Below are 18,628 nucleotides of genomic sequence, written 5' to 3'. Positions count from 1 at the left end.
AGCCTCTTAGTATAGAGACATATATTGATCGCGTTCCCATTGGTGAACTTGTGTTCTAAATATATCCTCTGGATTCATCAAGTTTTAAATCGCGCCAAAAACGTTGATTTATCAAGGTTTTATAAAAGTGATGTTTCATAGCGATTCATCACTTTTTTTAATTTTGTGGGTGAATTGTGGGTGGGTTTGTGGGTGAAGGCATTTTGAAAATAAAACTGAAATAATCTTTCTCTATTTTAAGCATAATAAAAAGCACCCATAGGTGCTTTTTATTATTTATTTCACAAAATAATCATCAAATTTTTTCGACTCATTTATTGGGTTAATCTCAATAAATCCATTTTGTAAATCTTTAATTTTTATGTTATCACGTAAATCTGTAGAATTGTTTAAATTTAAACGTTTTTGTACGGAGTCGTGTTGATGTTTATTTGCTAAAAATCTTCTAGACAACCTATTTGATTCCTTAAATAACATCTTAATCACCCTCCCAATACCGTTAAATTTTTACTTGTTTTAAAAGTCTTTCAATTCCCTTATACGCATTGTCTAAAGAAGTGTAGTTCGTATTCCAATCACGAATTTGATTTTGTCTTTTACTCTTTTTTAAATATTTTATGCCGGTCGTTACAAAATTGCCATTACTTTCATGTAGATTCATTGTATAATTATTATTTTCAGTTTCTAAAAACCAAGAACGAATGTTCTTATCTTTATCATAATTATACTCCCAATCTAAGTTTTCGTCAATTAGGCTTAAATCATTAATAACATCCAATACATTAGAATACCTATGTGAAGTATCTGCAAATAGCATTTTTGAAATTACCGCTCTTAACTTCTTAGGTATATGTGGTAGATATGTTTTCCGGTTTGGAAAAGCTTCATTAAGTATATCTGTTTTAAATTTTTCAATGTCAACTCCTTGATCTACTATATAATTACCTAGCTGATTTTCAAAATCATCATTACCATTACACATTCGATATATTGTTATACCAGCTTGATAAATATCATCCTGAATTGTCCTTGAATTAGTCATCAAATATTGTGGTGAAATATGCTTAGTATATACAGATTTCTGCTCAGCTAAACCATATTCATTTAAATATCTTGATAAACCAAAATCAGTTAATATGGCTCTATCGCAATCATTTATTATTATATTAGTCGGTTTTACATCTAAATGTACCATTCCCTTAATATGAATAAATAGTAAGCCACTTAAGAAATCTAATGAATATTTTAATATTTCTCTTACAGTTAACATTCTCTCATCCAATAAACTATTAATTGAACCTTGAGAATAGTAAGGCATAGTAATGTAAATTTTTTCTGTATCTTGAGCAGCGTACCGAATTGGCATGATATGAGGGTGACTAGCCTCATTTAATAATTGCGCCTCTAAAAAATAATTCTGAATTTCTTGGCTTTTCAAAGACTCTTTTGTTATTTCTTTTGCCACCAAAAATGCATTTAATTGTGGGTCTTTTGCAATATAAACATCAGAATTTCTTCCTTCTAATCCAATAGATTTTATTTTTTCTAACGATAGATTTGCTTGTACAGTCTCTAAAACAATCAATCTTCTCCCACCTCATATTCTCTATAAATCGTAGCATATCCTACTAGAAAGCTCTCTCGATGATTTTTATGTAGTTTTTCCCAACGTGGGATATTAAATATATTATTTTGTGCATTGCAACATTGTTTCATTATAGATTTATTTTTTTTAAACTTGCTCCCTATTGTATCAAGTCTTCCAGTAAAATAATAATTCACTGTACTATTTGCCAATAGCTCCTGAATAACTCCCTCAATATTCACTCTAAACGTATCAATATTTTGTGAATTCCCTTCGACTATACGCAAACCAGCTTTTGTAATCCCATGTTCACATATTAATGAATAGAGACTCGTCCTTATATAAGATAACTTTCTCGGTATATCTAATGCTTTAGGTATAATAAGAGACTCATTAATGAACTCTAATTGCCCTTCTTCATTAACTTCTAAAATAGTATAATAAACTTCTGTAGGACTTACTCTAATTCCAATTGCCCGTTCCATAATTCTCTCCTCTTCATACTCTGTTTTCTATATTTATTTACTTTATCATACAAAAACACATTAAGTAAATATTGGAAGTAACTCTAAATATTTAATTAAACTTATATACGAATAAAAATTTAATTGCATTTAATTATGCATAATTGGATAATTTACTTCTCCATCTGTTCTTTCCTATTTAAAATATCCTCTTTAAAAAACAACCTATCTCGAACCATCTCTTTAATCGGCACTAATGTCCCCGACTTCACTAACTTATTTAAATTCCACCTCGAGCATTCTAAATTCTCCACTGTCTCTGACGTATTTACAATTTCATCCCACATGAAGTGTATTTGCTGTATATAAAATAATGGTATTTTTTACTTACTACATGTAGAATTAATATTGTAATATCAAGATATCGAAAGGAGTTATTCAGATGGAATTTACAAAATGGCAATTAGAATTACTATCAGCACTAGTTGAAGAAAAAGTAAAAGAAACTTATGCTTTAGGCAATACAAAAGAAGGTATCCTATTAAATGATAGATTCTTCAAAGCTTTCCCTGAAGGTCTAGGAGATGTAGACAACTTGAAAGCATTAGATGAAAAATTACAAGAAGCACTTAAATCAAAGTAACTTAACAAAAAACCGACTATAATACTAGTCGGTTTTCTTCTTCATCTGTTCTTTCCTATTTAAAATATCCTGTTTAAAAAACAGCCTATCTCGAACCATCTCTTTAATCGGCACTAACGTCCCGGACTTCACCAACTTATTTAAATTCTGCCTCGAGCATTCTAAAATCTCCAATGCCTCTGAAGTATTCACAATTTCATCATTCACGAATTTTATTAGCTCTTCCTTAGTTTCAAAGTTATACATTTTTCTTCTCCTTTATATACAAAATAACCATGTTGATTACCATTAGAATTATCGCTAGTATGGTACCAACGATACAGATATAACCCCAATTGTTTAAATTATCATAATCAAGAATTGATAAAATAAACCCTAAGACAATGACTACAGGTAGATTCGTCCAGATAAATTTTTTCATAATAATATGGAATGTGATATAATCTTAAATGCAGGAGAGGTTTCCCTCCCCTGTGTGCTTATTCTGAGTCGTTTCCTTGGTCGGGGCGACTCTTTTGTTTTTCCTCTTTCACCTTGTAGTATGTATCTACGATGTTTTTAACACCTGCGGTTACTTGAGAGAAAACCGTTGCTGTTGTAGCTATAGCACCTAAGATTATTATCCAATCCACTTTGTTCACCTCCTGTTCTTTATACTCTTATTATACACCTTAAGTTGACTTGAGTCAACTATATTTAAGAATATTTTTCCTATAAATCTAATTTTATCCTATAAAATCAACATATATCTGTTATACTTAATATCGCAATATATTTTAGGAGGAACTAATTTGAAAAAGTATCTATTATTACTTGTCTCTGTATTTTTCTCCCTAGCACTTGTGGCTTGTGGCTCAGAAGAAAAAACAGAAGAAAAGAGTGCACCTACTGCCTCAGACCAAAAAGGTATTAAAGAAAGCAATTCGAAGACAAACGAAAAAACAGTACTAACTAAAGTTGGAGAAAAGCAAAAATACAATGCTCGAGGCGGAGTTATTGAGCTAATGAAAATTAAAGAAATTAATCAAACTATTGATGTAGCTCCAATTAAAATGACTGTTCAAAATATCAAGCTATTTCAACTATCTGACCTTCCAGAACAAATGTTGACTGAGGCTAAAGAAGTCTATCAAACAACACCCACTAACGATGGAAAACTAAATTATATTCAAGTTATTTACACTGTGGAAAATACCTCAGATGAAAATATTAACTTCCTTAATTTTGATAAGGTAGTACTAAATAATGGTGAACAGTTAGAAGCAAATCGCAATTTCATTACAGAAAAAAACACTTCCTTTGAATACTTTGGAAAAGTTAAACAAGAACGTGTCCTAGGTTTGTTCTTTAATGGAGATCCAAAAGATATTACTAATGTTAAATTCATTACAAGTTCAACATACCAACAAAAGTCGTATGATACGATTACTGATGGTCAACAAGTTCAATTTGATTTATAAAATAGCAAAGCCCTCTCATTCGAGAAGGGCTTTTTTATTTTACGGTACCTCTACATATGTTCAACTAGCTTTAATATAGAAGACAATAATTTTTGAGTTTTTCACTTTATATTGGGGTGAACCATCTACTAATACTTTATCAATAATTGACTTATGAAATCTATGTGGAGGGAAAATATGCATTCGAACTGAATATTGATAAATAATACCAATATCTCAAATGTTTGATATAATGATTTTATTATTACTTATCGGGAGGTTATGTCATGAGTTATGATACAGTCGCATCCTTACAACGTATGCAACAATTACAACAATCTGAAGCCGCTGCTGGGGATAGATTAATTTTAAAAAGAGCTGATTCAAAAGCAGAACTTATAATAACTGTTTCTGCAATAGTATTAATTCCTTTCACATTAGGAATATCCCTTGTATTATTCGCAATTTGGTTCTTAATAAAAGAACTTACAGCTAAAACGTATTTAGTAAAAAATGTAGCAACTGGTGAGAAGTTTAGAGTTGACCGGAATGACTTTAAACAATATAAAAAGGACTTTAAAGCCAAAGAAAAAGAAGTAAAAAAAATCTCAGACTTATAAGGTATGAGAATAAGGGGGCGTTAATCTTATGAAAGTTATTCGTTCAATCTTTAACGCATTTCGTTTATTGAGTAAAATCATAAACCCTATATTAAAAGCATTATCTAAAAGTAAATTCTAGCTACATAACAACAAAAAAGCCGACTCATAAAAGAGTTGGCTTTCAAATTATTCATATGGTCGATATTTTTCTCTTAATTGACCTAATTCTTCAGCCAGTTTTTCTACATCTTCGCGAAAGTACAACGAAACCCTATCAACTACTTTAATAGGAACAATTCGTCCTTGTTTTACAAGTACATGTAATCTTTGGGTTGTGACACCTAATAAATTTACGGTCTCATTTGCTGTTAAAACTACTTGGTTAACTAACTTTTCTATTTCTTCACGACTTATTTTATAGTCCATACTCATTTTTCGTCCCTGCCTTTTTTCCATAAAGAAATTAAATTAATAACAAGCGCTATAGCTAAAATTATTGTGGACGCAATTCCTAGGTAGTCACTTACTTCAGGATTCTTATAGTTTGTTACTGTAACCACTAATATTAAAAATAATACTAATACCAAAGTGTTTCGATCTAACTTCATTTTTACATGGATTGGATTTTGTGTAATTTTGTAATTATGTTATAATATTTTTGAGGTTGGGGGAATTTCTTCCCCCGTTGTATTACTTGCGTCTAGTCTTGCGGGCTAGGCGTTTTTCTATTTCTTCTTCCTTTTTCTTCTCCTTTCTATCTTTCATATCGTTTAGGTTTTTCTTTGCTGTTATGATTCCTACCCCCATGCCTACTATGTAAGCTAGATTTTTAAGAACCTTTTCTGTTAAGTCCCAATCCATGTTTCTCACCTCCCTTACATATATAATTATACCATACCTGTTTATCTGAATCAATAGGTGGTAGTTAAATAATTGCTATAAAATAAAAAAAGCCGTCATTATGACGGCTCTTACTTTAATCTTCAAACTTCACATATTCACCTGAAACCCATTGGTCTCCACCCACATTATACCAACCATCTCTATATCCCCACGACTGATACTGTTCTCCTCGGTACACATTTTTTACAATGTCATAATTAGTTCCTGGACCTTTACGAACACGCAATACATCTGCTGTAATAGTAACTATTCCTACACCATTATTGACTGATTGCGAACTTGTCGGTGTGCTTTCTCCTGTATAACGAATGTATGATGAATCATTATAAATCCACTGATTGCCACCAAGGTTTAACCATCCATTTGATTGTCCCCATACTTCGTAGGACTCACCTTTATCTAATTGACGAATAACCCCGTATTCAGTACCTGGACCTTTACGAAGGTTGATGCCATTCCCCTCAATATACGCAATACCTGTCCCGTTAGTTGACGGTGGAATAAGTGTAGGAGTTACTTTACCATCTCCATTGTATGCATTTTGAACTCTTTCAATAAAATTATTCCAACGTCCTTCTGCCAACATACGATGAGGACAGTACTTCCCACTCCATGATTGATGTGTACGGACTTTATTAATTGGAATATTGTACTGTTTCATTAGTTGAGCTACAACGATAGCTGCATTGTCTTCCGCTTTATAGTATCTATCTCCACCACTTAAAGAGTAGCAAATTTCAACTCCGATAGATTTACGATTACCGTTCCCGTTTCCGTCGCCAGTATGCCAGGCGTTACGCTCTAAAGGGATTCCTTGTACTGCTTCTTTATCATCTACTGCAATATGAAATGAAACCTGATTATCATTACGAATCATATAAGCTACTTCGTTTTCTGCTGTAGCATCGTTGTAAGTATTGTGAACTGTAATGAATTCCGGATTCATTGTATAAGGACACTTTATACAGTATTTACTTGGGTCAACTAATTTTTTTCTAATTTCCATTATAGAACATCTCCCTTTTTCTCTTCTTGTTTTTGTTTACCACCTAAAATTTCAACTGAATTTGTTAAAGCTTGTGGCAACGGAATGCCCATTCGACCAGCATTTTCTAAAAGTGAAAGTAATTCATTACCCATGAAGAAGAAAATAGTCGCTTCACGAATTGCACTGTTACTTCCAAGCGCTGAATCTAGTTGTGCAGCCGCTCCGACCAAAAGAAAAAGCACCACCTTTTTGGCGATGCCTTTGAAACCAACTTTACTTTTTAATTCTCCGTTATACCCCGCTGCAATCATGCCAGTTAAATAATCAATAACTGCCATCGTCAATAAGATTTTCAATGTTGCATCCCATCCTCCCAAGAAATACCCACAGAAGCCACCGAAAGTGGCAATAAAGGTTTTTAATAACACATCAATACGATCCATCTTTTCCTCTCCTTTTTTAGATAATAAAAAAAGACCAGCTTATGGCTGCTCTGGTTTCCTATTTATTAATTTTTATAGTCATAATTCTTTCAGTTGAGATTTGCTACTTCTCTATTCAGAAGGTACATTCTGTTTTCCCTGTGAAGCTTGTGTAATTCTGTCTAAGCAATCTTTGCAAATTTCCTGATTACCAATTCTTATTGTATTTGTATTCACACCACAAATATCACAAAATCTTTCTGCAGTTCTAATGAACAGATTAGAAGTATCAGAGAATAATTCCACTTTTGTATTTGGTTTAATACCTGCTGTTTGCAACATATCCAATGGGATTTTGATTGTCCCATCTTCACCAACTGTTCCTAAAATACCTAAAAATTGACTCATTTCATTTTCTCCTTTCATCATACTGAACTATTGATAAAGTTCCATCCATTTCCATCATGGTAGTAAGCTCCAAATCCTCTATAACCATTTCCCATCCATAGAACCCCTTGTTGAGACAAAGGAGTCTTTCCGAATGAGTTGAATAATATACCCGATGTTGAAATTGGTGACGTGAAGTTAACTCTCTTGGCTGTAAACCAAATCCCATCTTGAGCTGTGATACCGATATTACCTGCATTCGTTAAACGAATATTACTCTCAGCGCCATTGTAATCTACATAGCGATAGTAAACTCCATTTCCATCTTTGTAGATACTTCCAAGGTTCTTACCAGTCCCATCACCTTCACCAAGGATTATATATGGGTTACGTGTTGCACTTTTTCTCTCATCTTCAAATCCCATCACAATTTTGGCAGAGCCTTGGTTTACAAAACGAATAACCTGATTTTCCATGTGGAGGTATTCTTTTGTAGCACTTGTTTTGATAGTCATACCTTGGAGTAATCCAGCTTTTAACCAAGATGCTTCTACTCTACCTACCAAATCAATTAGATTGGCTGAAATTTTAATCTTTTCTGCCGTTTGATTGATAGATGAAATGATTTCACCTTTTTTTACGGTACTAAGAATATTCTTCTCAGTAACTTGAATACGTCCTTCCATATCCCTTACATAAGCATTCGTAGCGAATTTATCATTAGATTGAGTTTGTGTATAAACCTCTGTCTTTTTTGCTGCTAAATCAATACCTTTCTCATTAACACTAAAACGGTTATCAATTTGAGTCATCTTTTGATTGTATTGCTCAGTTGCTACTCTATTAGCTATATCTTCTTGCATTTTATCAGAATCAACTTGATCTTTAGGGTGTAACCAAAATTCTGTAGCTACTTTCCCGCGCTGTAACATAGGCATGCAAAACCAAGCTCTACCATTTCTTTGTACATATGGTCGAAATCTTACAAACCCAGTTCCTGCTGGAGCTTTAGCTGTACAAGTAGATTTAATCCAAGTATTGTTAATGATTTGAACCCTTTCTCTAGCAGTTGAAATTCTGGTTGTTTTATTCGATTGCCAAAACTCCATCTCGATATACACACCATTATCAATAGGCACTTTCCCATCAGTGTTAAAGTAAGCCGAAACAACAATGTCTTCATTAGGAGAACAATCTATAAACTGCCCAAAAGCACCCCACCATCTATCCTGGTCTTGTCCCGTAGTGTGCATAGAAAACGAGTTGTATCCTTTATACTTTAGGTTTGGGTCTATAGCATGCCCATTCGACCACCCCCAGTACTTGTTCCCTTGAGTAAAACCTGCATCGCGAATCTCATTGATAGCTCCAAGACCCCCAACATAATTTTCAACATCTTTCTTTTTCATTGTTAAATTCAAAGCCTCAGAATGTTGCTCTAACGTTGTAGTAGCTTGAGTTAATGCTTTCCCTTGCTGTGTTTGAGTCTCTTGTAATTTAGAAACATTTTGAGTGATTCCATTTGCTGTCTTCTCTACCTCAGTAACACGTTTATCAAAACTACTTTGATTATTTTCTACTTTTGTTATTGTTTCTTTAATGCCACCTACACTTTTTTCAATCTCCGTTGCTTTCTTAGTGAATTCATTTAACGACACTTTATCAGCGTTTGAGGTGTCCCAGTCAGTAGCTATAGTACCTTTTTCTACTTTAAGGGCATTAACTCTAATCCAAGCGTAACCATTTTTTCCATCTAACGCTCGTTTTGTAGTACCTGCGATAAGCAAAAATGCTTGATCATCATCTCTATCGGCTGTGAATGTAAAATGAACTCTATAATAATTGTTATTCTGTCTATCGTTGATCTTAGCTACAATCGGAAAATCTAAAGTGTTAATATCAGGAATTCTTCTGTTTCCACCTTCAGCCGTATACATAATGTAAACGTAATCCAATAACCAACCTAACTCACTAGTTGCAACATTAAATGAAATCGTATATTTTTGACCTTTTTTAACTTTGAATTTACGATCATGTGACCGCATACCAACTTGTGTTCCATTAGGCACAACTTGCTGTTTACCATCGACTACAGTTTCCATTCGGAGTGAATAAGGCGTTGGCAATGAAGTTAAAGCACTCTCATTTGTAACATTAACAGCACCATAATTCCCCCAATGACTCCAACCATTAGCATTAATGAATTCTGTTCCATTAATCATGTTAGTTGCACCGACTTCTAAACCATCAACTTTACTATTAATTTGTTCCATTTGTTCTTTTGTACGTCCAGCTTCCTCTTTAATTTCAGTTGTTGTTTTAGTTAGTTCACTTGTTGTTTGCTGTACATTGGAAATTGTCTTTTTTGTGCCTTCTACAGTGGATTCAACCGTATTTAATTTATTACTAATGTCAGTATCTTTTTTAGTTAACGATTCGATGGATTGTTTAAAGCCATTTGCTGTTTGCTCAGATTTCGTTACACGTTCTGTAAGCTTTCCCTGTTCGTTTTGTACATTTGATACCGAAGTATTTATTCCTTTAATAGTAGTCTCGATTTCTACTGTTTTTTTAGTGAAATCAGCTGTGGATACTTGGTCTTCTGGTGCTGGTGTCCATGCCGTTGATATTGTGCCAATTTCTAATTTAAGCTTTTCAATTAACACGTCCCCCGTAAAATCACGTGCTAAAGCGTAAACTGAAACCTCCTTAATAGGCTTATCCATTACTACTGCACTTGCTGTAAACCTTTCCTGGTTATATTGTTTACCTAGGGTTAAACGGTTTTCTACGCGGCAACTTGGATAATGAAATGTATTGTCTGTGAAAGTAATCTTCACTTCGAAACCAGCCCATTTATTCGTTGTACCCCATGCAGTAACTTTACCTGTAAATAGGAAACTCATAGCAAGATTCTTACCCTGCATTAAAGCAGCTATGTCCTTCGCTACATCAAAATAGGTATGCTGCTTGTTTTCCCCAGTCTGCACTGAATGTGATTTAGTAGCTGTCTCTAGTAATAGATTTCGCCCCCCAACTTGAATATTATCAACTTGGGTTTTCAGATTAGAAAGTGTCTGCTTCGTTCCATCTGCCGTTGATATAATTTCATTCGTTTTGCTTTCAAGCTGGGACAAACCATCATTAATTTTCGTTAACTCCGACTTCTCTGCTTTTTGTTTAAGAGCTTCATTTGTTTGACTAATAGATGTATTAATATCTTGGAATTTCTTAACGTTACCATTCTTATCAATTTCATAGATTTGTTTCCCTATAAAACCATCTTTTACTTCATCTTTTGTATAAACACCAGATTTATCAGCCTTATCTCTTAATTGATTATTAATCCACGTTTGATCAACTTTTTCATTAACCTTTTTTTGAACATCAACTATTTGTCCAGCTATTTCTTGCGCTTTACCTTCCACACTTTTAACCTTTTGATTTAATTCTGTTTTCGTGGATTCAATATCTTTGCTGACCTGCTCTAACGTTGCTTTCTTAACTGATTCCACATCAGGAACAACTGGGTCCCAAATGCCATCTTTCCAAAGTTTTAAAATACCAGGCTTACCGTTAGAAACATCTAACCATAGTGTCTTGCTGTCTATTAAATTAGTTGTCGGCGGATTCTTGGATTCTATAATTTCAACGGTATTATTTTTAATGTTCTCTTGTACCTTTTCAGCAATTTTTTTTGCTGTTTCCGATTCTTCCTTTGCATTAATAGCTGTATTTTTAGCTTCTTCTGCTAATTTCTCTAGTTGCTCTAACAGTTCCTTGTTAGCCTTGTTATCTAATGAAGTAAGAATTTTATTGTATAGTTTTCGTAATTCTTCATTAGCATCCATAATTTCACGATAATCACCAAACACATATTTATCTTGTGTAGGGTCTTTAAAAGATTCATCACCAGCGATAGCACGTGCCTCAAGGTACAACTTAGGTGTGAAACCTCTATCAATGATTCGGATTATATCACCTTCATTGATTAATTCATGCGCCAATCCAAATACTTGTCCTATACTTTGAGCTTGAACTTCGTAAGAAACAGAAGTATTTATACGTTTTTCTATTTCTGTTTTCATAAGAATTTTAAGCCGTTGCGGAGTCATATCTTGATTTTCTGTCTCTGGGCTATAGAAACCGAATTTATGTTGCCCTTTTTCATTCCATCGCTGAAATGCACTATCATCCACAAGATAAGGTACGCCATTATTTATTTCTGCAATAGTTATAAATGCCCCGCCTTCTTTTTTAACAAAACCTAATAAGGCTGTACATATGTTTTGGGAGTTCTCAATACGCTTAATTCCCATTAAATCTTTACCAAGCGTTACTTCCTTACTTGTATCTCTTCCCCGCTTCTTAACCATATCGACATAACGACCAACTATTTGAGAACCTACAACTTCAGCGCGATATTGAATTTCTAATTCAAATGAAGAAGCAATCTGTTTGAGAAAGGTCAGTGGATCAGTAAATTCATCAATGGTCATAGAATGCGATCCATTATGCTCCGTCTTACCTATTTTCCATTTGGTACCTGCAAGAGCTATTCCCATACATTCATTCAACGTTTTACCTTCAATTTTTTGTGGATTAATAATCCCTGCTTTAGCAAGTTGAATCCATTCACCAGATGCATAAGCAACCACTGATCTATCTTTAGAATCTTTTTCCGCTTCAGTAATTACATATGGAACAATTCGACCATCACGCACTTCTTTTAACACTAAATTTTGTTGTAAAAGCGTTGTTGCATGTTCTGTATTATCAAACACCCTAAACTCTAATGTATCTATATTATTCTTGATTTCCCAATGGCGTTTATCATCCCAATAATCTTTTGGTTGTATAGCTGAAACGATTTGATTAGTTTTAAAATCAACAATATGTAAGATTCCACTTGGTGTTCTCATCTATATCGCTCCCTATAGCTTAATTTCACTATTCCTATATTAGCTGGACGTACTATAATTTCATTCGGCCCTCTTTTTACGATAGGAAATGAACTGAATATGTCTTTCAATCCAATCACATTTTTTCCGTTAATTGTTACTAATGATCTTTCTGTATCTATTTGTATTTTGTCTCCTACATCAAAAATATAAGGAGTCTCATCTATGGTTAAAGTGTTTATCTTCCAAAACTTAACATCTTCAATAAATGCAATATCAGCTGGTGGATTAGACCCATAAACAATACACCCTACAGCTATCTTTGCTACTGGCCTAGCTGTCATAGGATTACTGTCAGACTCATCTCTCCATGTACGAACAAAACTAGCATCATCTATCTCAGTATTCTTGCGATATTTAGCAAAATAGAAACTCCATTCTTTGCCCCTGCGAGCTACTGCAACATGTCCTCTAAAGTCGTTAAATGTATCAGAGTACATTCCCATCTCGTCAGAAATCCATTTTCTAGAACCTCCTGAATCAATAATTGCTTGTGCCGTTGTCATTTCATGACTCATATACTCATCAGCCATTGCTAGTTCAACTATTACGTTATCATTAGCATCTAAAAGCATTACTACAGTTTTCCCCATTCTGTTCCAATGTTCAGATTGAAAATTCATTTGCACATCAAGTCTAAAGTCTTGAATAACTCCACCTGTATTAGGAATAGTTCTCTTCATAAAAGGACCGTGCCACTCAGTATCCGTTCCCGTTCCGTATGAGTCAGGTGTAAAAGCGTATCCTTGCCAAACCTTCATAGCTCCTGAACTTTTGTAAATCCCTATTTGACCAGTTACAGCATCCCAAGTAGTTAGACTCTTCATTTCGTCCCATATGAGGCGCTCATTTTGTTTCACAACACGAGTTTTAACACCTGTGGGATAACCTAATCTAAAGTATTCGTCACCATTCCAGACATCAAGGAAAGGGCTCTGTGCTCCCACAGTTATATCAATAACGGGATTAGACTCTACAGAGCCCTTGTTACGTAATGAAGCTTTTAAGTCTCCCTTCTCAATAGCCAGTATTTTTTCTTGTACAGCTCCCAACTTATAAGGCATTGGACAAATAAATTTAAGTGTCCCTGTACCAAGGGCTACAAATTCATCTGGATCAAAGCTATCATCTACAATTGCTAAATATGTTCTATTTGGTTCTATATCAAAAATAAGTTCTGCTGGTTGATCTGTTATTAACCACCCTGCAATTTCTTCTTTCAGCGTTTCTAAATCAGATCCATCAGGAACTATAATTCCCACAGGAATAGAAAGAACCCGAATTTCAGTTTGTGTGTTTAATAGTCTTGCACCAGGATACCCCGGAATACTTAATAAATTTCTTTTCAATGGTGCCCAAGTAGGTCTTTTCAAGCCTTTTGCAATTTGGATAAATTCTTTACTCTCATTGTTAAATGTAAAAGAGCTCATTTTGACACCCCATTTCTCTATAAAATAAAAGAAACTCAAACCTAAAAGGCTGAGTTTCTTTGCTCTTCTCTTTCTTGGTATTCTTTTGTATATCGATAAGTACCGCGTGCTAAGTCTCTACCGTCTAAAATAACTGGTACTTCAATTACCAAATCACCACCTTGTGCTGAAATTAATTCATTACCACCAGTTTGCCCTGATGAATAATTGAATACTTGATTTGCGATATTACCGGCCATAGCTTGTCTACTATTTGACATACTTCCATACACACCACTCATAACAGACTTTAATCCTGCTAATTGACTCATAGAACTAGCCATCATTCGACTCATATCACCCATTAATTGATTCATAGTCCCAGTAATACCGAGTGATTTTTCTTTTGATGATAAAGGTGTAACTGTAATTGAATTACCCTTCTTCGTAAATAACTCTGGTCCGGCTTCTCCTGTGATAAATGAACCATCACCTACAGGCTTTCCACCTTTAGCAAGCATTGGCACATGTGGAATAGTTGGAGCACTTACTCCTGGTATATTATTTAACAATTCTGCTGGTGTATTAAAACCATCTATGAACTTATTAATAATACGAATGATTCCGTTGATAGCTGTACGAATACCACTCTTAATTCCATCCCACACGCCTAATACTGCTGACTTCATTCCCTCGAATGCTCCACTCACAGCATTTGTTACCCATCTAACAGGAGTCATAATAGCATCTTTTAATCCATTCCATACAGAAGATGCGGTTGATTTAATACCTTCCCAAATATTTGAAAGAGTAGATTTAATACCATTCCAAATACTACTGCTCGTGCTACTAATCATATTCCAAACAGTTGAAATAGCTTCTTTGATGTTATTGAATACGGAACTTGCTGTGGAAACAATTGAGTTCCATAAGCCAGAAAGGAAGCTTTTAATCGTATTCCATACAGCACTTGTTGTGGAACTAATCGTGCTCCAAGTATTTACAATCCAATCTTTTATTGAATTGAATATTGGCGTTACAAAAGCTACTAACCCGTTCCAGCATGACTGTAAGAAATTCTTAACAGCATTCCATACGGTCATTGTCGCTGAACTGATTGTATCCCATACACTAATGATCCAAGACTTGATTTTCTCAAAAATCGGCATAACAAATGCTACAAGTCCATTCCAACAGGAAACTAAGAAATTCTTAATCGTTTCCCATACAAAACTTGTAGTAGAACTAATTGTATTCCAACATTCAGAAATGAAATTCTTAATACTTTCAAATAATGGAGTAGCAAAGTATAAAATAGCCGTCCAAATCGCTTGTAAGTATTGAGTAATGAAATTCCATACAGTTTGGATCACTGTAGAAATACCATTCCAAATCATAGAGAAGAAATCAGCAATCCCTTGTAAAATAGGAGTTATAAAAGCCACTAATCCATTCCAAGTCTCTTGAAAGAATGTAGAAATAGAAGTCCATATTTCTGTAAAGAACGTGGCTATCCCCTGCAAAACTGAAGTTAAATATTCAACTATCCCATTCCAGATTTCCATACAGAAATTAAAAATAGATGTCCAAATACCAACGTATGCTTCTAGAATAGCGGTTCCCCAGGTTACAACAAACTCTACAATGCCATTCCATATTCCTATTAAAAATTCCTTAATTGAGTTCCAAACTGCTGATGTAGATTCACTAATGCTATTCCACGCTTCACTTGCCCATTGCACAATTCCATCCCATATTCCTACTAAGAATTCTCCAATTGCATTCCAGGCATCAATGGTCCATTGTTTTATGGAATCCCAATTTTGATAAATTAGTACGCCTAAAGCAACTACTGCGGCTACAACTATAGCAATTAACGCTACCCATCCCATCATTGCAGCCCCTACACCCGATATGACAACAACTATTGGTGCTAAAGCCATAAATGCTCCTGCTATTACTCCTATCGCTACTGCAATGGCTGCCAATGTAGCTGCCAATTTAGGATTATTAGAAATCCAATCAGCTATTTTAGCAACAACATCTGCTATTACTCCAAGTACCGGTTGGAGAGCCATTTGTAAATCTTGCATTGCTTTTTGAAACTTAACTGCTGGATTTGCATCCATTTTCTTAACGGAATCATTTAATTGGTCTTGATTCTTTTTAAAATCAACAGTTTTTTCTTTCGCACCTAGTAAAGTATTAATAATGTTTTGCCCTTGATCCTCATACATTGTCATTTTGTTATCGTAAAGGCTTTTTATCCTCTACTTCCGGGGATTTCTCCGCATTATAGGATGTTAACTCATCCTCGGTTCAGCATATATTTTCAACCTATTAGGTTGTCGTTCACTCGTGGGAGTATTCTATTCTGTGATACAGGTTCAACTCCTATGCGTTACAGTGAGCCACATCTTTTAAAATGTGCTTTACCACGGTGTTAGCACCATCTTTACATGCTGAGCTTTCACCGTTTTTGAACGATTTTACTTCGGCACAATTCATCATCTACCGAAAAATTTAACACCCAATTCATTACGCTTGGTTTCATCATCAACTTGTGATAAGGCTTGTGCAATCTCGGTCATAGCTGCTGAACCTTCTTTACCACCATTAGCTACAGCTTGACCCCATTTTTGAACTTGTTCCGCTGAAATATTAGTGCCTTCAAGAGCTTCTTTCATAGCTTTATCGACACCTTGACCAAACTCAGCCGCTTTAATACGCCCTTCTTTTAATCCATCTAACAGGTTATCAATCATGAATATTCAACGTGATTCGCAAAGTCACGCCCGTTCGTTATGAACTGCTATACGTCACCGCATAGATTAGACTATATCTTCAACTCTTTGAGTTGCCCCCTGTTTCGAGTGTCATTTGCTTACACCCTACGTCTCTCGACTAGTCGTTGCACGTTCCTTTATTAAAGGCTTCGCTCAGCATTGTCTCTTTTGAGAGTTTCACTGAATTAAAGGGGTTTTGCATTGTACGTCACCATACAAGGGAACTATAAATTAATTCCAAGTACCTGTTTCAACACCAGCCTCCATAATTGCCTGCACTTCTTCAGCACTATATCCCGCTCTTGTTAACTGTCCTCCATATTCAGCAATAATGTCTAATTGTTCAGGTGGAAATCCCATTTTTAGCAAAGCGTTTGTTAAACCAAGTGCACCATCTTGCGAAATCCCTAATTCGTTTCCAATTTCATTCGTTTCTTGAATTAATTCCGTAAAATCTATTCCTTCATAAGATTGCGCAATTGCCGCTGCTCCTTTAACAATAGCTGCATTCGCCTCATCACTTACATTCTTATTTAAAGCCCACTGTCTACGTACACCTTCTAATGATGCCTCTGCATCCACACCATAAGCCGTTACTCCCCTTACAGCGGCTTCTACTGACTGCTTAGAGGATTCTGGAACATCAAAAGTTATATCAATTTTCGTTTGCAACTTTGACATATCCATTGCTTTTTCAACCGCACTAGCAATACCGCCACCTGCTGCCATACCACCTATGACGTTTTCTAACCCTACCTTTAGCCCTTCAAACTTCTTCTCCGTTCTTCCGGCTTCTTGCTGTAAATCTCTTAATTCATTTCGCACTTGTTGTATTGAGTTTCCAGCATCCACCGATCGAAGAGCTCGTTGTAATTTCTCTATATCTGTTTCTGCTCCTAATGCTTCCCGGCCGATAATTCCTATTGCTTGTTCCAATTGTCGACTTGTAGCCGTACCACTTTTAATTGCATTCACAAGACGATTTCCTAATGCTCCCGCAAAATCATCAACACTTTTCCCAGTAGCACTAAACAATGTTTCTAATTGTCTTGTTGAACTTGCTACACTATCTTGCTCAGCCTTCATGTTCCCAAGCTTATTCTTTAGGCCATTAAGCGATCCTTCTGTAAATTCAATTTCACGCCTGAATGCACGGTATTGTTCTTCGGAAATTTTTCCGTTTTGAAATTGTGCTTGGACTTGTTGCTCCGCTGCCTTTAATTTATCTAGCTTTTGTGTGGTGTTTTCAATTTGCTGAGTCAGTAACTGTTGCTTTTGAGCTAAAGCTTCAATATTACCTGGATCAAATTTTAATAATCGCTCAACATCTTTAAGTTCTTTGGTTAAATCATTACTACGCTTATTAACATCTTTTAACGCATTTTGAAGTCCCGTGGTTTCACCATCAATTGAAATACTAATTCCTTTAATTCTTCCTCCTGCCATCATCTCACCCCTTTCTTAGAATGAATCGAAGTCTTTTTGATTTGCTTTACGGTTTTTCTCTTTGTCTGGATTCTCCATTTCTGCAAATTCAGCAATATAATCAAAGCAATCACCGATTGTCATTACTTCTAAATCCCAGCTCGTTAATTTAGCTTTATAACAAAGAGCAAGGAACAAATCAGTGGTGAATTCTTCATCACTGAAAGTCCCTTGCTCTTCATTACTTTTCTTTAGTTTTTTTTTGCTCCCATTGTACTTTGAATCATATCGTTAATCTCTGGAATGATTTCATAAATAGGAAACTCTTCAAATCCGTCTAACCATGTAATTGGATCCGGAAGGTTCGGATCAGCGGTTTTAGCATATAACCAAACTAAATCATAAATAACTTCAAAATCTATTTTCTTCAAATCTACATTTGAGAGGTCAATAGAAGGCTGAGAACCGTCTTGTGGTGTAAATGTACCAATAGCCCCTAAAGCCATCATATCAGCAAACAAATCACGTCTAAATTGCGCTTTGTAACGCTTAACAGTTGCTGCTGTACTTTTTAGTCGAACTTGCTTACCATCTATTACAATTGTTTTTTCCAT

Annotated in this window: 19 protein-coding genes and 2 pseudogenes; 3 read left to right on the top strand and 18 right to left on the bottom strand. The window is 34.9% G+C overall.

Annotated elements, in window-relative coordinates:
- Positions 1–276 precede the first annotated feature (276 nt).
- The 4 genes from MR136_RS27195 to MR136_RS27180 form a co-directional block, all read right to left on the bottom strand.
- Positions 277–477: a hypothetical protein gene (locus MR136_RS27195; protein WP_078421058.1), complete on the bottom strand. Its 201-nt coding sequence runs from the start codon at positions 475–477 to the stop codon at positions 277–279.
- Positions 478–499: 22 nt separating this feature from the next.
- Positions 500–1,585 carry a serine/threonine-protein kinase gene (locus tag MR136_RS27190; RefSeq protein ID WP_078421059.1) on the bottom strand — a complete coding sequence of 362 codons (1,086 nt, stop codon included), beginning with the start codon at positions 1,583–1,585 and terminating at the stop codon, positions 500–502.
- A complete protein-coding gene (locus tag MR136_RS27185; protein ID WP_078421060.1) occupies positions 1,582–2,070 on the bottom strand; it encodes a hypothetical protein in 489 nt (162 codons plus the stop codon). The genes MR136_RS27190 and MR136_RS27185 overlap by 4 nt, the downstream gene beginning before the upstream one ends.
- 152 nt (positions 2,071–2,222) lie before the next feature.
- Positions 2,223–2,396, bottom strand: a complete 174-nt coding sequence (locus MR136_RS27180) for a DNA-binding protein (protein WP_078421061.1) — start codon at positions 2,394–2,396, stop codon at positions 2,223–2,225.
- Positions 2,397–2,491: 95 nt separating this feature from the next.
- On the opposite strand from MR136_RS27180, the gene MR136_RS27175 reads away from it, so the two are divergent.
- Entirely contained in the window at positions 2,492–2,692 is a 201-nt protein-coding gene (locus MR136_RS27175; RefSeq protein ID WP_078421062.1) for a hypothetical protein, read from the top strand.
- Positions 2,693–2,716: 24 nt separating this feature from the next.
- Here MR136_RS27175 and MR136_RS27170 read toward each other — a convergent pair whose 3' ends face one another.
- Entirely contained in the window at positions 2,717–2,938 is a 222-nt protein-coding gene (locus MR136_RS27170; protein WP_078421063.1) for a DNA-binding protein, read from the bottom strand.
- Between the two features lie 233 nt (positions 2,939–3,171).
- The gene (locus MR136_RS27165) at positions 3,172–3,324 is read right to left on the bottom strand and encodes a hypothetical protein (RefSeq protein ID WP_000383803.1); all 153 of its coding nucleotides are present in this window, start codon (positions 3,322–3,324) and stop codon (positions 3,172–3,174) included.
- Between the two features lie 159 nt (positions 3,325–3,483).
- Between MR136_RS27165 and MR136_RS27160 the strand changes: the two genes are divergently transcribed.
- Complete coding sequence (locus tag MR136_RS27160; protein WP_078421064.1) at positions 3,484–4,152, top strand: hypothetical protein; 669 nt, start codon at positions 3,484–3,486, stop codon at positions 4,150–4,152.
- Between the two features lie 60 nt (positions 4,153–4,212).
- Here MR136_RS27160 and MR136_RS27155 read toward each other — a convergent pair.
- A pseudogene (locus tag MR136_RS27155) lies at positions 4,213–4,302 on the bottom strand (N-acetylmuramoyl-L-alanine amidase); the annotation flags it as partial.
- 116 nt (positions 4,303–4,418) lie between these two features.
- On the opposite strand from MR136_RS27155, the gene MR136_RS27150 reads away from it, so the two are divergent.
- Complete coding sequence (locus MR136_RS27150; protein ID WP_049106735.1) at positions 4,419–4,751, top strand: hypothetical protein; 333 nt, start codon at positions 4,419–4,421, stop codon at positions 4,749–4,751.
- A gap of 168 nt (positions 4,752–4,919) precedes the next feature.
- Here the strand turns inward: MR136_RS27150 and MR136_RS27145 are convergent, their stop codons facing one another.
- The 11 genes and pseudogenes from MR136_RS27145 to MR136_RS27095 form a co-directional block, all read right to left on the bottom strand.
- The gene (locus MR136_RS27145; protein WP_033690498.1) at positions 4,920–5,159 is read right to left on the bottom strand and encodes a MerR family transcriptional regulator; all 240 of its coding nucleotides are present in this window, start codon (positions 5,157–5,159) and stop codon (positions 4,920–4,922) included.
- Positions 5,160–5,423: 264 nt separating this feature from the next.
- Positions 5,424–5,594: a hypothetical protein gene (locus tag MR136_RS27140; protein WP_061186062.1), complete on the bottom strand. Its 171-nt coding sequence runs from the start codon at positions 5,592–5,594 to the stop codon at positions 5,424–5,426.
- A gap of 115 nt (positions 5,595–5,709) precedes the next feature.
- Positions 5,710–6,642 (bottom strand): N-acetylmuramoyl-L-alanine amidase, encoded by a 933-nt coding sequence (locus MR136_RS27135; protein ID WP_078421067.1) that lies wholly within the window; start codon positions 6,640–6,642, stop codon positions 5,710–5,712.
- Positions 6,642–7,067 (bottom strand): phage holin family protein, encoded by a 426-nt coding sequence (locus MR136_RS27130; RefSeq protein WP_078421068.1) that lies wholly within the window; start codon positions 7,065–7,067, stop codon positions 6,642–6,644. The genes MR136_RS27135 and MR136_RS27130 overlap by 1 nt, the downstream gene beginning before the upstream one ends.
- A gap of 111 nt (positions 7,068–7,178) precedes the next feature.
- Positions 7,179–7,454 (bottom strand): AbrB/MazE/SpoVT family DNA-binding domain-containing protein, encoded by a 276-nt coding sequence (locus MR136_RS27125; RefSeq protein ID WP_078421069.1) that lies wholly within the window; start codon positions 7,452–7,454, stop codon positions 7,179–7,181.
- A gap of 17 nt (positions 7,455–7,471) precedes the next feature.
- Positions 7,472–12,355: a phage tail spike protein gene (locus MR136_RS27120; RefSeq protein ID WP_078421070.1), complete on the bottom strand. Its 4,884-nt coding sequence runs from the start codon at positions 12,353–12,355 to the stop codon at positions 7,472–7,474.
- Entirely contained in the window at positions 12,352–13,824 is a 1,473-nt protein-coding gene (locus MR136_RS27115) for a distal tail protein Dit (RefSeq protein WP_078421071.1), read from the bottom strand. Before MR136_RS27115 ends, MR136_RS27120 begins: the two co-directional genes overlap by 4 nt.
- 41 nt (positions 13,825–13,865) lie before the next feature.
- Entirely contained in the window at positions 13,866–16,046 is a 2,181-nt protein-coding gene (locus MR136_RS27110; RefSeq protein WP_078421072.1) for a phage tail protein, read from the bottom strand.
- Positions 16,047–16,310: 264 nt separating this feature from the next.
- Positions 16,311–16,568: a hypothetical protein gene (locus MR136_RS27105; RefSeq protein ID WP_002101244.1), complete on the bottom strand. Its 258-nt coding sequence runs from the start codon at positions 16,566–16,568 to the stop codon at positions 16,311–16,313.
- Between the two features lie 255 nt (positions 16,569–16,823).
- Positions 16,824–18,038: pseudogene (locus MR136_RS27100) on the bottom strand (DUF2207 domain-containing protein); the annotation flags it as partial.
- Between the two features lie 227 nt (positions 18,039–18,265).
- Entirely contained in the window at positions 18,266–18,628 is a 363-nt protein-coding gene (locus tag MR136_RS27095; protein ID WP_000415944.1) for a hypothetical protein, read from the bottom strand.

The sequence above is a fragment of the Bacillus cereus group sp. BfR-BA-01311 genome (genome assembly GCF_022664295.1).
Lineage (GTDB): Bacteria > Bacillota > Bacilli > Bacillales > Bacillaceae_G > Bacillus_A > Bacillus_A cereus.
The sequence above is the reverse complement of the archived record's forward strand: the minus strand, read 5'-3'. Positions and strand labels throughout refer to the sequence as shown.

What these genes read in the sequence shown, in the direction of transcription:
- MR136_RS27130 (WP_078421068.1), bottom strand. Translation starts at nt 7,067, where the DNA reads ATGGATCGTATTGATGTGTTATTAAAAACCTTTATTGCCACTTTCGGT.
- MR136_RS27185 (WP_078421060.1), bottom strand. Translation starts at nt 2,070, where the DNA reads ATGGAACGGGCAATTGGAATTAGAGTAAGTCCTACAGAAGTTTATTAT.
- MR136_RS27195 (WP_078421058.1), bottom strand. Translation starts at nt 477, where the DNA reads ATGTTATTTAAGGAATCAAATAGGTTGTCTAGAAGATTTTTAGCAAAT.
- MR136_RS27105 (WP_002101244.1), bottom strand. Translation starts at nt 16,568, where the DNA reads ATGATTGATAACCTGTTAGATGGATTAAAAGAAGGGCGTATTAAAGCG.
- MR136_RS27135 (WP_078421067.1), bottom strand. Translation starts at nt 6,642, where the DNA reads ATGGAAATTAGAAAAAAATTAGTTGACCCAAGTAAATACTGTATAAAG.
- MR136_RS27115 (WP_078421071.1), bottom strand. Translation starts at nt 13,824, where the DNA reads ATGAGCTCTTTTACATTTAACAATGAGAGTAAAGAATTTATCCAAATT.
- MR136_RS27110 (WP_078421072.1), bottom strand. Translation starts at nt 16,046, where the DNA reads ATGACAATGTATGAGGATCAAGGGCAAAACATTATTAATACTTTACTA.
- MR136_RS27180 (WP_078421061.1), bottom strand. Translation starts at nt 2,396, where the DNA reads ATGTGGGATGAAATTGTAAATACGTCAGAGACAGTGGAGAATTTAGAA.
- MR136_RS27125 (WP_078421069.1), bottom strand. Translation starts at nt 7,454, where the DNA reads ATGAGTCAATTTTTAGGTATTTTAGGAACAGTTGGTGAAGATGGGACA.
- MR136_RS27145 (WP_033690498.1), bottom strand. Translation starts at nt 5,159, where the DNA reads ATGGACTATAAAATAAGTCGTGAAGAAATAGAAAAGTTAGTTAACCAA.
- MR136_RS27120 (WP_078421070.1), bottom strand. Translation starts at nt 12,355, where the DNA reads ATGAGAACACCAAGTGGAATCTTACATATTGTTGATTTTAAAACTAAT.
- MR136_RS27095 (WP_000415944.1), bottom strand. Translation starts at nt 18,628, where the DNA reads ATGGAAAAAACAATTGTAATAGATGGTAAGCAAGTTCGACTAAAAAGT.
- MR136_RS27170 (WP_078421063.1), bottom strand. Translation starts at nt 2,938, where the DNA reads ATGTATAACTTTGAAACTAAGGAAGAGCTAATAAAATTCGTGAATGAT.
- MR136_RS27140 (WP_061186062.1), bottom strand. Translation starts at nt 5,594, where the DNA reads ATGGATTGGGACTTAACAGAAAAGGTTCTTAAAAATCTAGCTTACATA.
- MR136_RS27175 (WP_078421062.1), top strand. Translation starts at nt 2,492, where the DNA reads ATGGAATTTACAAAATGGCAATTAGAATTACTATCAGCACTAGTTGAA.
- MR136_RS27150 (WP_049106735.1), top strand. Translation starts at nt 4,419, where the DNA reads ATGAGTTATGATACAGTCGCATCCTTACAACGTATGCAACAATTACAA.